Annotated in this window: 15 protein-coding genes; 5 read left to right on the forward strand and 10 right to left on the reverse strand. The window is 51.9% G+C overall.

Going from position 1 to position 12,804, the window contains the following annotated elements; translation table 11 throughout:
• Nucleotides 1-224: 224 nt before the first annotated feature.
• Nucleotides 225-473, forward strand: coding sequence for a hypothetical protein (locus AVI_RS30545; protein WP_139192495.1), 249 nt, complete (start codon nt 225-227; stop codon nt 471-473).
• Here AVI_RS30545 and AVI_RS12155 read toward each other — a convergent pair.
• Together AVI_RS12155 and AVI_RS12160 are read right to left on the reverse strand one after the other, a co-directional pair.
• Nucleotides 423-659: a hypothetical protein gene (locus tag AVI_RS12155; RefSeq protein WP_041696880.1), complete on the reverse strand. Its 237-nt coding sequence runs from the start codon at nt 657-659 to the stop codon at nt 423-425. The two genes, AVI_RS30545 and AVI_RS12155, sit on opposite strands and share 51 nt — an antisense overlap.
• Nucleotides 660-812: 153 nt before the next feature.
• On the reverse strand, nt 813-1,151 hold the full coding sequence (locus tag AVI_RS12160) for a helix-turn-helix domain-containing protein (protein ID WP_015916627.1): 339 nt from the start codon (nt 1,149-1,151) through the stop codon (nt 813-815).
• A 48-nt stretch (nt 1,152-1,199) separates the two neighbouring features.
• Here AVI_RS12160 and AVI_RS12165 point away from each other — a divergent pair, with 48 nt between their 5' ends.
• Nucleotides 1,200-1,979, forward strand: coding sequence for an XRE family transcriptional regulator (locus AVI_RS12165; RefSeq protein WP_234895326.1), 780 nt, complete (start codon nt 1,200-1,202; stop codon nt 1,977-1,979).
• Between the two features lie 120 nt (nt 1,980-2,099).
• A complete protein-coding gene (locus AVI_RS12170; protein WP_015916629.1) occupies nt 2,100-2,573 on the forward strand; it encodes a hypothetical protein in 474 nt (157 codons plus the stop codon).
• Between the two features lie 204 nt (nt 2,574-2,777).
• Here the strand turns inward: AVI_RS12170 and AVI_RS12175 are convergent, their stop codons facing one another.
• Genes AVI_RS12175 through AVI_RS12185 form a run of 3 tightly spaced genes read right to left on the reverse strand, consistent with a single transcriptional unit; the run spans nt 2,778 to nt 7,611 of the window.
• Nucleotides 2,778-5,294, reverse strand: coding sequence for an Hsp70 family protein (locus tag AVI_RS12175; RefSeq protein ID WP_015916630.1), 2,517 nt, complete (start codon nt 5,292-5,294; stop codon nt 2,778-2,780).
• A gap of 15 nt (nt 5,295-5,309) precedes the next feature.
• Nucleotides 5,310-5,666 (reverse strand): hypothetical protein, encoded by a 357-nt coding sequence (locus AVI_RS12180; RefSeq protein ID WP_041696882.1) that lies wholly within the window; start codon nt 5,664-5,666, stop codon nt 5,310-5,312.
• A 1-nt stretch (nt 5,667) separates the two neighbouring features.
• The gene (locus tag AVI_RS12185; RefSeq protein ID WP_015916631.1) at nt 5,668-7,611 is read right to left on the reverse strand and encodes a hypothetical protein; all 1,944 of its coding nucleotides are present in this window, start codon (nt 7,609-7,611) and stop codon (nt 5,668-5,670) included.
• A 285-nt stretch (nt 7,612-7,896) separates the two neighbouring features.
• On the opposite strand from AVI_RS12185, the gene AVI_RS31125 reads away from it, so the two are divergent.
• Nucleotides 7,897-8,037 carry a hypothetical protein gene (locus tag AVI_RS31125; RefSeq protein ID WP_156753214.1) on the forward strand — a complete coding sequence of 47 codons (141 nt, stop codon included), beginning with the start codon at nt 7,897-7,899 and terminating at the stop codon, nt 8,035-8,037.
• Between the two features lie 72 nt (nt 8,038-8,109).
• Here AVI_RS31125 and AVI_RS30550 read toward each other — a convergent pair whose 3' ends face one another.
• The 4 genes from AVI_RS30550 to AVI_RS12205 form a co-directional block, all read right to left on the reverse strand.
• Nucleotides 8,110-8,361, reverse strand: a complete 252-nt coding sequence (locus AVI_RS30550) for a hypothetical protein (protein ID WP_139192496.1) — start codon at nt 8,359-8,361, stop codon at nt 8,110-8,112.
• A gap of 525 nt (nt 8,362-8,886) precedes the next feature.
• Nucleotides 8,887-9,741 carry a hypothetical protein gene (locus AVI_RS12195; protein ID WP_139192497.1) on the reverse strand — a complete coding sequence of 285 codons (855 nt, stop codon included), beginning with the start codon at nt 9,739-9,741 and terminating at the stop codon, nt 8,887-8,889.
• A gap of 406 nt (nt 9,742-10,147) precedes the next feature.
• Nucleotides 10,148-10,777, reverse strand: coding sequence for a DNA adenine methylase (locus AVI_RS12200; protein WP_234895327.1), 630 nt, complete (start codon nt 10,775-10,777; stop codon nt 10,148-10,150).
• Between the two features lie 306 nt (nt 10,778-11,083).
• On the reverse strand, nt 11,084-11,287 hold the full coding sequence (locus AVI_RS12205) for a cold-shock protein (RefSeq protein ID WP_015916634.1): 204 nt from the start codon (nt 11,285-11,287) through the stop codon (nt 11,084-11,086).
• A 100-nt stretch (nt 11,288-11,387) separates the two neighbouring features.
• Between AVI_RS12205 and AVI_RS12210 the strand changes: the two genes are divergently transcribed.
• The gene (locus AVI_RS12210; protein WP_139192498.1) at nt 11,388-11,579 is read left to right on the forward strand and encodes a hypothetical protein; all 192 of its coding nucleotides are present in this window, start codon (nt 11,388-11,390) and stop codon (nt 11,577-11,579) included.
• 58 nt (nt 11,580-11,637) lie between these two features.
• Here AVI_RS12210 and glf read toward each other — a convergent pair whose 3' ends face one another.
• Nucleotides 11,638-12,741 (reverse strand): UDP-galactopyranose mutase, encoded by a 1,104-nt coding sequence (gene glf, locus AVI_RS12215; RefSeq protein WP_015916635.1) that lies wholly within the window; start codon nt 12,739-12,741, stop codon nt 11,638-11,640.
• Between the last annotated feature and the right edge of the window lie 63 nt (nt 12,742-12,804).

Below are 12,804 nucleotides of genomic sequence, written 5' to 3' on the forward strand. Positions count from 1 at the left end.
GGTAACCCAACCGGCTGTTTTGAATTGGGTAAACACGCCAATAGTCGTGACGCATCGGCTGAAATTTCGCCTGGGTATCAAGCAGATCGCGCAAATGCCCCCACAAACCCTTGTGGCTGTTTTGGACCGGACGAATCAGTGGAGCATAGCGGTCTCGGAGCTGCCCAAACGCAGCGCCGAGACCTGTCATCACCCCGCAACAAGGATACGAGGAGACGATCCGAATGAAGAGAACGAAAGAAGAGCGTATTGCAGCGATCATGAAAGGTGTTCGCGAGGCCGATGCTCGGCTTTGGCGGCATCCTTTGGCCGAAGCGACAGTGAGCCTTCTTAAAGACGGCACGCCAGTCACGGTCGAAAACCTGATTACCCGTCTCAAGGTCACCGGACACACCGGGGCCGCGATACTCAGACGAGAGGTGTCAGAGGCGGCCATTGAGCGCCTCCGCGAGATTGTCGTGAAGAAGGATTGACGAAAGAAGCTGCGCGGCGATGGCCTCATCTTGCTTGTAAGGCAAAGCTTCAAGGGCAAGCTCAACAAGCCGGGCAGTGGTTTCATCTTCACCGGCTGCACCAATCAGCTTCCGAAGGACGGCATCAGCGGCACCCTCCGAGATGAAGGGGTTTTCGGTGACAATTTGAGCGTGTCGATTTGTCATTGTTCGTCTCGATGTTCTGGGTGAATGTTTGCGTGTGGCGCGGATCGCTGGACTGGACAGCCGGAACGCAGGAGCTTCTGAGAGGGAGTGCTTTTGCTCTGCCGGTGAAAACCCGGATGCCAAAGGCTAGAACAGCAAGCGATCCGCACCACCTCAGGCAGCCTCGCGGGTGCCGGAGCTTTCCAGGCGGCGCTTTTCCATGTTGGGCGGGCGCTGATAGTTTTCAGGCGGCTGCGGAGCGCGGCGTTGGCCATCAGGATGGTATCGGCTGCGCCACAACAAATGCGGGCGTGTCTTCAAGGCAGCGGCAATCGCCCGTTCGCCTGCCAGATTGGCCTGCTGCAACGTGTTCCCGGCCGTGCCGCGCGGCAAGCCATATTCCCGGTCGATCGCCAGCAGCGTGAGACCGGCCACATTGAGCCTGGCTTTTATGCGATTTATCTCATCAAGGCGCAGTTTCGCTGCCTTGTCCGCAATACGGGCACGGTGCATAATAGTTCCTCGTTGTGAACGGGGAGGCCCTGACTGGCCTCCTTTTTCATGGGTGATTTGGTCTGTATTTATAGAGAGGATAAAACGGATTTCCGTCTTTGTAAAGCGGATTTACGTTTTATTGCGTGTTACGATTTGGCAAGACCTGAAGTCGATCCAAAAACGCCCATGGCTGCGCGTCTCCGCGAATTTCGCAGAGCGATCGGAGATCCAGATCGTGAGGAGTTTGCTCGCTCTATAGGTGTCAGTAAAACCACCTTGGCGTCTTATGAACGCGGAGAGTCTGAACCTACCGCCTCAGTGCTATTTGCCTATCGCGAAAAGCACGGCGCTGATGTTCTTTGGCTTGTTGGTGGCGAAGGCGAAATGCGCGGATCGCAGTTATCTAGCGCTGCCGTTGCAGAACGCGACTTCGTATTAATGCCACAATACGACGTCTGCGCCTCAGCAGGAACGGGCCGCCTCCCCGTCAACCAGATGCCAACCAGCGAAACAGCCTTCGAGCGTAAATTCCTCCGAGATCTCGGCGGCGCCCCCGACCACTGCTTCCTCATGTGGTCCACCGGCGACAGCATGCTGCCCTCAATCCCCGACAACGCCCTCCTCATCGTCGACGCCAGCCAAACCACCGTCGACCACGGCCGCATCTACGTCTTCAGCGTCGGCAACGCCGTCCTGGTCAAACGCGCAAATTGGCGGATGGATGGAAGACTAGACCTGATCTCCGACAACACGGCCGGGAAGTATCCGGTGGAGACGTTCGACGCGAACCGGGTTGAGGATTTGGCAGTGGTTGGAAGGGTGATTTTTGTGGGGCATCCACCGTGATCCGCTGAAAAGCGACAGTTCAGCTTGACCATTTTTGGTTGTAATTAACGCCAAAGTTGCTCAAACATAGACAAGATAAGCTCTCCCTGATTTAGTATAATTCTAATTTAGGGGGCATCAATGAATCTCAGAAAATTTGCCGCTGTGGCCATTGCTACAGCGTTCGTTTCGTCGTGCGGAAGTGTCTCTCGCGGCACCACGGAAGATGTAACCATCCACGCCTTACCAGACGACGCATCGATCCGAACCTCCCTCGGCCCCGGCTGTCCCCGTTCGCCCTGCACATTTCCAGTGAAACGAAAAGACGCCTTCACCGCATTTGCGGAACGCGAAGGCTATAAGCCCGGATCGATCCAAATCAAAACAGAGATCAGCGGTGCAGGCGCTGCCGGCTTCGCAGGCAATGTCCTCCTTGGCGGCGTGATCGGCATGGGTGTCGATGCCTACAACAAGTCGAGCTATGACCACAAACCAAACCCGGCTTATATCGTACTCGAACCTATCAACCCGAATGATCCGAAGACGCCACCTCAGAAAGCCCCCATGCTGCCAAAGAAGACAGCTGGTGGGTCATCCACTAAGCCGACGAGTTAAAACATCCAAAAGGCCGCTTAATAGCGGCCTTTTGGATACATTGAATGGCGAAGGGACAAATTGTCCAGACACGATTAGGCAACTATCATCGACAAAAGGCTGAACGGAGCTCAAAACTGAATAAGACTTTGGGAAAACTCGTCCCCTTTTTAGTACGTCGATTGGCCTCAACTGATTTCTGCAAGTCACTAGCTGGGGTGCTCGTCATGAGCCTAATAGATGAGCAAGTTCAACGATTTTCGCACCGCTTACTTCCATAGAAACTCGGTTATTGATGATACCCCGGATGGCTCCGCGTAAGCCATCGAAATCACCCGCGTCGATTCTAGCAACGCCTTCCATCACGAGCTGCTTGTGAAGCGCCTCGTCAACCGCAAGGTAGTCTTCGTGAGCGATCTCTTGGAAGAGACCTATGAGGAACTCCGGCTGACTTGAAACTATTTTAAAACGGATCGAACGCATCTCGTCGAGAGCGTAGCGAGCGGAATCAAAATCTCCTTCACGCACTGAGCGCCGCGCAGTAGAGACAAGGCGATCGTGCCGCTCGATCTCAACAGTCTCCGCCATGTCACGCAGTTCATCGAAACCTGTTTCAGCAGCCTCGACCTCTTTAGTTACGACTTGCTTTACATTCTCAGGACTAATTCTCAGCAGGGCAATCTCCTGCCTGATCTTGCGTGCCTCCTCGGTTACGGAACGGTGCGTGTCAGCGTCGATCGACACAGCGAGAGCTGCATGCTGGTCCTCGATTTTGTCTCGCAGGGGATTGATTTCCTGCTCTGCCGTCGGAAGCATTTCATTGAGCACCCGCAACTCCTCCTCGGCCCGCGCCAAGAGTGAGGTCGCGACCTGCGATCCTTGCTCTCCCTCGAAATTTATATGGCCACCCTCGACAAAGTATAGCCTCGGAGCATCAATCACGCGACCAATACTTGGGATTTCGACAGCGAAGCTGAGTAGGCCGTTATCGCTTAAACGCCAATGGACGATTAACTCATCGCCGCGAGCGATTCGTTCTCCGCGCGAAAGATCATTTTCGGCGTCGAGCCTGAAGTCGCCGATATGCAGGTTCTTCTCTGGATCGTCGATACCGGTGGCCATGTCGAAGAACTCGAAATTGAGCGTGTCGGCTACGCCCCCACGCATTGTCTTTCCTGCACGAAACGCCTGACGTCCCTCAGCAGGCAATGCAGTGCCTTTTGAGACCAATGGCACCAATTTATTACGTTCGTAGCCGACCGTACCCGTTTGCGTCTTGACGGCGAGCGTGTAGGTCATTGGAACGCTCGCTGCCGTGGCAAGCGCCCGAGTTATCAAAATGTCGCGGGAAAGTGCTGGTACCGCGATGCCATTTTCTCCAGAAACTATGATCTTGAAGCGATGCTCACCGTCCCGGCGCAGCGAGAGTGGGATCTTCAACGGGCCATCAATCAATAGTCGTCCTGTCGTTGTACCCGTCTCGTCAATCACCTCGATCCAGAATTTATCGGCATTGGCGTCCTCTGGCCTCACACTCAGTCTGGTAGTCTCTGCTGTAACCCGTGCTTGGTACTCGAATGCGAGATTGATAGATCCGCACACCTTTTCCCTTGATCGCGAAACCTTTCGTGTGGAATGACTTTCCTGCCAGACTCGACTCTCCGCAAAGATTGCAGCACCCATGGCGACAGCCGTCATCGGATCGAGATTCTGCTCAACTTCGATAGCAAGTTCGCGCTGCAACATTTCCCGAATGAGCGGCATCTTGGAGGGACCACCGATCGGAACAACCTTGCTAACATCCTCAGGACGATATCCATTGTCGGAAAGAACCTTCCGGCAGAGAGTGATCGTATCCTCGACTTTGTCACGTACGATCGCAGCTACAGCATCGCGCGTTGTGTCGATACCAAGATAGATATCAGAGCCTTCAAGATCTCGCATCCGCACATCATCTTCGCTGGCGAAGATCGAGGCGCTGGCGGATGCCGAAAGTTGAATCTTGGCTCGTTCAATAGCATGATGGGAGACTGTGGTGAGAAACCGAAAGGCTGGATCCTTCTGGAAATGCTCAGGCAGTTTAAAGTTGGACATGAGCCATGGTCGGACGATGCTGTCAAAGATGCGACGGTCGAAATCGCGCCCGCCGAGCATGTTGATGCCCTCGTGAGCTATCACGTTGACTGAACCACCAGTGCTGATAACGAGCGCTACATCAAAGGTACCACCGCCGAGGTCATAGATGAGAAAGACGCCATCTTTTACCGAAGACTTTGCGACAGCCGCAATGGCTGCAGCGACTGGCTCCTGAACCAAGCTCACCTTGTTGAGCCCGGCGGCGTTCGCCGCACGGATCGTAGCTTCGCTCTGCATCTGATTGAAAGCAGCGGGAATGGTGATCACTACGCCTTCGATCTGTCGACCGCCCGATTCCGTAGTAGCCTGAGCAACTAACGTACGGATAATTTCAGCGCTGCATTCCTCAGGAGTCCATTCCTCGTCGTTGATCCTTATGGGGCTTCGAGTGCCCATTGATCTTTTGAATCCAGCCGCTACGCTCTGCGGTGAGGTAACCGTGCGGTCATAAGCACTTTTTCCAACAAACCTATGTCCCCTGCGATCGACATAGATCACACTCGGCAACACATCACTCCCATCTGAGGCCTTGAAGAGTCGAAGGTGACCATCAAGATAGCCTACTACTGCCGAGTTCGAAGTTCCGAGATCGATACCGAGATACATGTTGAGATCCACAAATTAGCTTTTGAGTGCCAGCAGGACACGACCCATCTGGATTACCCGCATATCCCGGACAATTGCGGGAGAAAGGGTTCGCTCCACAACAAGTCCGTCCTCACTGGGAAAGTCTTCTAGATTATCCGCTGTCGCGGGGCTTCCAGGCCCGAAAGGCTCACCATCAAGGCTGATGACTTTAAGGCCAGCTTCCGCTGCAAGCGCATGAAGCTGTATCTCCGAGTATTTGATCTGGGACGTGAGCCGATTTTTCTCCGCATCCGGTACAAGGCCAACGGTCTTCGCATACTGCTGGAGAAGTTTCCATTGCTCAACGCAAAGGCGAGCGACTATCGAAGATGTTTCTTGGTCGTGCGTCACATCACCATCCTTTTGCGACCGTTGCCGCATCACGCATGAATTGACTACCATTAGAGGACGCTTCGAGCTCCACTGCGGTCATGTCGCTCTGTCGGTACCTAAAGTTACTACAACGCAGATTAAAGTCTGCAACCAGACCGTTGAACTTGTCTATCGCGGAATTCGATTGCGCCATTGTTCGCAGAAGATCGAGACGTTTGCCCTGAAAAATGCAGTACCGGATTTCAGATCGGTTGAGGGTCGCACCAACTCTCGGTAATGGCTTGAATTCTGACTTGTCATCAACACTCGACGCCTTGGTTGAAGCTGAAGAACTGAGCGGAAGTGTGCCGTTTACTGTTGACGATGGCTTATAGGACGAAGAGGGTGAGCTCGAATAGGACGGACTCTTGTTCGAGTTGACGAATGCTACCGGAATAAAAACTACAGCAAGGACCAACACACTGACGACAAATTTCGTCCGATTTTGGCGCCGTTTGTCAATTAATACCGAGTATAATTCAGCTAATTCAGGCTTGACCCCCACGGGAGCTATGATCATAGCAGCCTCCACCACCGCTGTCATGCGGGAGAGGTTGCCCTTTTCTTTTTCGATCTCAGGGATCTTCCAGTTGCGGAAGATGGTCTCTACATATTCAGTAAAGCGTGCCTTGGTTTCATCCGAGATCTTAGGTTTCTGCAGGATGTAATCCACTCCCCTAAGGATTATATAAGCGACTTCCGGTTTCTGCTGGTCGTTGTTGAAGAAGAGTGCGAGATCACCCGCTGCTGCAGCCGCCAAATTAGGGTCACCGACTTCCATGTAAGCCTTAAGCGCTTGCGCGAAAGAACCTGCAGGAGACCGGGCTTCCGCTGTCAACCCGTACGCCTTCACAGACTTAGCAAATTCCTGGTGAGCTGCCTTCGCCGCATCGCAAGCATCAACCAATGGCTGGAAAAGCATCAACTCCTGACGTTCGTTGATCAATCCCTCGAGATCTAAAAGATCTTTCTCCGATAGGTTCTTTAGCTCTTCAGCATGTGCCAGCCATGAAGCTATTGCAAAAAGCAATTCCTTTGCCTCGTCAAGCCTGCCTTCAACGTTGGTGAGGTAAAGGACGTACTCCCGCATTTCTTCGAAGATTTTCTTTGTTCGAGGTTCGGCATGGCCACGCCAATTGTAAAACCCGATAACTGGCCGCGTGTAGTGGTTCCATTTTTTGAGCGCATTTCCGAGGCGTGAAGCAGCAGCGGCATTAGAAAGCGATCCAGATTTCGAACTCTCGATAGTTTCGTGTATTTCGTCTGCAATCCTCAACTGATCCTTTTCGCAGCGCTTCTCAAACTCCTTAACGAGCAAAGGAAGGAACGACGAGGGTGACCCGCTCAAAATTTCGGCGTCAAGAACATCGCTTAAATGAGATGATCCATCGGAACCATCCATCAATCCCCTGACCAAGGAAACTGCGTGACGCTGCTTCAGGTCATGGAGAGTGGACTGGAAGGTCGTCTGATCAGGTACCGGAAAACCCGCAGCTCGCCTCGTCTTGTGGAGAAAGCTGAAGACCGGCTCCGGCTCAAACCATTTCCAGGTGTTTAGGTATGCAGCAAGCGCATCCTTCGTGATGGTTCGACGCGAGGCCATGTCGGCGATGACGTTAACCTTAGCCAAGTCAGGAAAGTTCGCTATTGTCTGCAGCAAAATCTCCTCATCTGTGTTTGAAGACTGATCCAACACTTTCGCGACTTGCGTTTCACTTAGTTCAGGAAGCCAAGATAGCTCGGCCTGCAAACGAAGACGTGGCGTAACAAGAGCCTGCTGAGCCTTGTTAAGTACGTTCTCAGTTCTCGATGGACCAATTTCAGCGTCGTCGACGAGGTCAGCAATCTCCTGAGCAGTCGATTGAAACCGGGCTCCAAGTACATTGAAAGCGTTAGAACCAAGTGAAAATTCTTCGGTTTGCATAAGATCTACTTCGTCCGCGAGGTGCTAATTGTTTCCCCTATTTTCAATCTTGCATAGTGACACAACTTTAGAAACACATTTTTTAGCGTATTTATCGTTCATTTCTAGGTCTTTGGACGAAGAGATAACGGCGAACTGCATCTCCGCGTTTTCACCGCGTCTAACGACGAATAGCCAATCAGTCGGCACGATTGCCAAGATTGAGCTCATCCTTGACCGCCTCGCCATAGCCTCCTCAAATGCCCCTCTCTTGATCAAGCATGCGTCGCTACTAAATTGGTCAGCATGGGTACACTCATCGAAATGATCATCGGCAGCCTGTTTGGGGCGCCACCGGCAAAAACCAAGATCGGAAAGCGCATCCAGAACTACGGCTGGATCGTGCCAATTGTCATCGGCATCGGTTTGCTGATCTTCCAGCGGTGATGGCCAGTCTGCCCGCAATGGCCTGGCCGATTGTCAGATAAGGATCAAATATGGAACCTAAGCGGCGCTTCACTACAGCCTGGCGCCGAAGGCCCGCCGTGAAATTTTCTTCCAATGGCCAGCATCGAACAAGTCATTCATTTCCATGCATTTTTGGCTCGCAGAGGATAATTCCGGCGCGAAATTTTTACTGTCTGAGTTTAACGGCAAATGTGGCGAGGCGTAGCGACCTACGCTGGTGCAATGTTCCGGCAATATCAATCCGTTGAAAAACGTCACACCTGCTCTGAAGGGTTTTTGAAGGCACAGGTTAAGTTTGGTCATAAACTACGCTTACGCCCAGATCACACGCCCATCCCGCTTATTTTACTCGGGCAATGATGCAGTTCGATTGGCAAAATATCTTTTTGAAACAACCACTCCCACCTGTTCCCATGAAATTTCGCAAATTCCCGCCAATTCCACATCTGCCTGACTGACAACACTCGCCGCGAAGTTTCGGAATTTTGACACGAAGAATCGGAAAATTGAAAATTCCGAAATTGGTGTCAAAAGTTCGTATGTACACGCATACAGGCACGACAAGGCTATTGGTGCTCACTTCTTAAATACCAGCCTTTGATCAAGCATGCGCCGCTGCTAGATTGGTCAGCATGGGCACATTCATTGAGATGATTATCGGCAGTCTGTTCGGGGCGCCGCCAGCAAAAACCAAGATTGGAAAACGCATCCAGAATTACGGGTGGATTGTGTCTGTTGTCATCGGCATTGGCTTACTGATTTTCTGGCGCTCATCCCCGGCCTTTGGGCGTTGAGCAATAAAGCCTCCGCCCGACGGTGGAGAAGCCCTCAGGCCTCCGGCTCACCGTAGATGATGCTTGAATATTCCCTTACACTCTCCGGCGTCTGCTCTTCAATGTTTTTAAGATAGCGTAGAAAACTCTCTTTTGTCTTGAGAGAGAAAATCTCAGCCCGGTAACATAGAGCGGCCTTCAGCTCTTTTTGCTGAAGTAGTGCTTCTGACGCTTGATCTATGATCATCGCGTGCACGTAAGGGGCATAGCTTGAGATCATTCTGACATCGTTCATCATTCCTTTATTGAAAATCTTTTTGGCTTTCAATGTGGCTTCGCGGCCTAAAGCAGCAAATAGATAGGACGATAACCGAAGGTGCGGCAGGCTTTTGTAGTGCTCAGAGCCCCAAAACGCCGAAATATTTTCCAGCCAAGCAGACTTTGGAATCCCATTCTCTAGCATCTCCCTCTCAAGGTAATAAACTTCCTCTATTATCGGCGCGTTATGGCCTGAGTATGCCACTAAAGGATCACTATCAGACTGCTGACGAATAGCGGCGGAAAGGGTACTGAATTTCTCCTTCACCCACCCGTTGAGCTCATAGTCGAGTATTGCTTCGAAGCTTTGCTGAGACCATTTCTCTCTAAGTTTTTCGACCTGTGCGAAGAGCCGGTCTCTCTCGCCCCGAATGAGGTCTGATACCTCAGAATAATCGCGCTCAATAGTCACGTGCCATAATGGCAGCCAAACGTTCCTAGGCGTCTCTAAAGCATCGTCAATCGGAAATTCGGTGACTACTGGTCCACCATTAAAATACGAAACGGCCGCGTCGACGACCTGATTAAGGTCAATTTGCGTCGATTTGACGAATTGAATGTCTCCGCCAAAGTGCTCGATGAACTTGATCAATCCGATTGAGTCCCGACCGACAGCACTCTCATCGAGGTGGATATTAGAGTGAGGTAGGACAACCTGCTGCAGGCGAACCAACTTCTCTAGTTGGTCATAGAGTGATCTGAAAAAATCACCATGGTCTCTCGAACACCGTTCACCCGTGTAAATATTGAACAGCTCAGACCACGCAAACTGATCAAGGTAGATGACCTTCTTGTCTAAGTCAGGCAAACTATGTCGAGCGACGGCTCCACAGGAAGAGCAGCGAATGTGTAGGTGCTTGTGAAGAGGTCTGATCGGTTCGAGCACTCTACCATTGCATTTACTGCATTCGCCGAAAATCGGATGGTCTGACATTGTACCATTCATAATCAACTTCACCCCACTAGCGCGATGTAGCTGGTAGGATGAAGGTAAAACATCAAGAAGGGAAGTTTGTAATAACCACCTCCTTCACCGACTTGCTGTTGTTGCCCCCCGCAACAGAATAGGTGCAATCAACCTCCTCGATATGGAAGGCTTCGAACGTTTCGAAGACGCCTTGAACGGCGTTTAAGGACAGGATGAACCGCCCTCGAAGGGTCTTCAAACGCCCCGCAAGAACCTCAAACTGATCCCGTCCGAACAGCGCCTTGCCGTAATCATCCTCACAGCCAAAATACGGCGGATCGAGATAAAACAGCACGCCCGGTCGATCATAGCGATTGATAGAGGCCAGCCAGTCCAGGTTCTCGATGACGACGCCAGACAGGCGCTCGTGGACATCTTCCAGAAGCGGCGCGAGGCGGGTCAGGTTGAAACGTGCGCTGCCTTCGTGCTGAACGCCGAAGGTCTGGCCTGCGACCTTGCCACCGAAGGTGAGCTTCTGGAGATAGATGAAGCGGGCGGCTCTCTCCAGATCGGTCAACGTTGCCGGGTCGCAGGCCTTCAGATGCTCGAATTCGCGGCGGCTGGTGATCTGGAACTTCAGGATGTCGATAAACTGCGGATATAGAAACTCAAGTCCGAAGACGGCACGACCAGTTGTTGGTGCTGGCAATGCTAAAACCAGACGCAACACACGACAAAGCAATTGCCTCGCTGCGGACAGATGGCATTTGTCGTCGATCCAGATGTATGGGAAGAAAGGCCGTGCACTTAACGACCGGGAAAACACGAGCCATCGCTGTTCGCACAGGCTAAACGATCGGACCGAAAAGTGGTTGCCACTTTTCGGTCCGATGCTTTAGGAAAAGATCGAGGTAGGATAGGCGATTAGAATATCTTTTCGCCTTCTACTCGAGCATGTCGACAAATTCGAGTTCAAACCACGCAATACGTTTGTGCGCATCGCTGTGCAGTGAACGCGAGTCCGTCGTTAAAGCACGCTGACGTTTTCAGCCTTCGACTTCCCGGTCTTACGGTCCTGCCCGATTTCGAAGCTGACCTTGTCACCTTCTCTGAGCGAGTCACCGCGCTGCAGGGAAGACACGTGAACGAATACATCCGTTCCACCATTCTCGGGCGTGATAAAACCAAAACCCTTGTCGTCGTTAAAAAATTTCACAGTACCAGTAGGCATGACATTTCCTCTTGAATTCCCGTAGCCGTTTGACTCCGCGCCAGACTTTTATAGCGTGATCCCCTGTCGATCAACCACCAACACAGAGATAGAAAGCTAATTGGCAGAATTGATTGCTTCTTCCGGTTTTAAAATAGGTCTTAAACACCGCTTCGACCTGAGTGACGTTGCAAAAATTAACGCGGCACTCGTCATAGCCGACGGAACTGGCCTGCAACATCGCCTTATCCAAACACAGATCGGTGACGATCTGCGTCAGCTTGGCATTGTCCTTCTCCCACCGCAGCTATAGGGACCTGAAAGACCCAATGAACTCAAGAGTTCTGCCTTACCTCTGAGTTCACCTTTTCTCAACCAGACACAAATTTCTTTGCGCAATCAAGCGCTTCGGCGATGGAGACATCCATGTCGAGATATCGGAAAGTGCCGAGCCGGCCGACGAAGGTTACATTTTTCTCAGCTGCAGCCAGTTCCTGGTAACGGGTGAGGTTATCCGACAGACCGGTGAGGTGTACCGGGTAATAGGGAATGTCCTTCTCCGTGCAGGAGCGGCTATATTCCTTGTAGCAGATGGTTTTCTCATGCGTTTCCCAGGGCGAGAAATGCTTATGTTCAGTAATCCGGGTATAAGGCACGTCAGAGCCGCAATAATTGACCACTGCATTTCCCTGAAAATCGCCCTCCCCCCGCAGGATTTCGAAGTCCAGCGTGCGATAAGGAAGCCTGCCTTCGCGATAGTCGAACCAGGCATCCAGCGGACCACTATAGAAAACATGGTCGAAATCATCCTTTTCTGCCGGAGAAAAGGGCCTGTTCAGGTGAACTTCAACGCCATCGATATCCAGTATCCGCTCGACGATCTGTGTATAACCATGCTTTGGCATGCCCTGGAAACGATGATTGAAGTAGTTATCATCGTAATTGAACCGGACTGGAAGCCGTTTCAAAATACTGGCCGGCAACTGGTCCGGTTGCACACCCCACTGCTTGATCGTGTAACCCTTGAAGAATGCTTCATAGAGCTCCTTGCCGATAAATTTCAGCGCCTGCTCTTCAAAGGATTGCGGCTCCTGATCCATTTTCAGGCCCTTCGATTCGATAAAGGCGCGGGCCTCAGTCGGGTTGAAGGTCTTACCGAAATACTGGTTGATCGTATGAAGGTTGATCGGCAGAGAAAAGACCCGACCTTCGGTTATGGCCTTCACCCGGTTGGTATAGGGTTGGAAAGTATCGAATCCCGTAATGTAGTTCCAGACAGTCTCATTATCGGTGTGAAAAATATGCGGCCCGTAGACATGCACCATGACACCTGTTTCAGGGTCGCGCGCCGTGTGGCAATTGCCGGCGATATGGTCGCGCGCCTCGAATACGGAGACCTTGTGCCCCGCTGCGGCGAGTTCGCGAGCGATGACCGCTCCTGAAAGTCCTGCGCCGACAATTGCAATTTCTTTCATCAACCCCGATTCCCCATTGCTGTTCAAGGCGAATGGTAAATCATTGTGTTTGCGATAAGAAGG

This window comes from Allorhizobium ampelinum S4 (genome assembly GCF_000016285.1).
GTDB classification, from domain to species: Bacteria; Pseudomonadota; Alphaproteobacteria; order Rhizobiales; family Rhizobiaceae; genus Allorhizobium; species Allorhizobium ampelinum.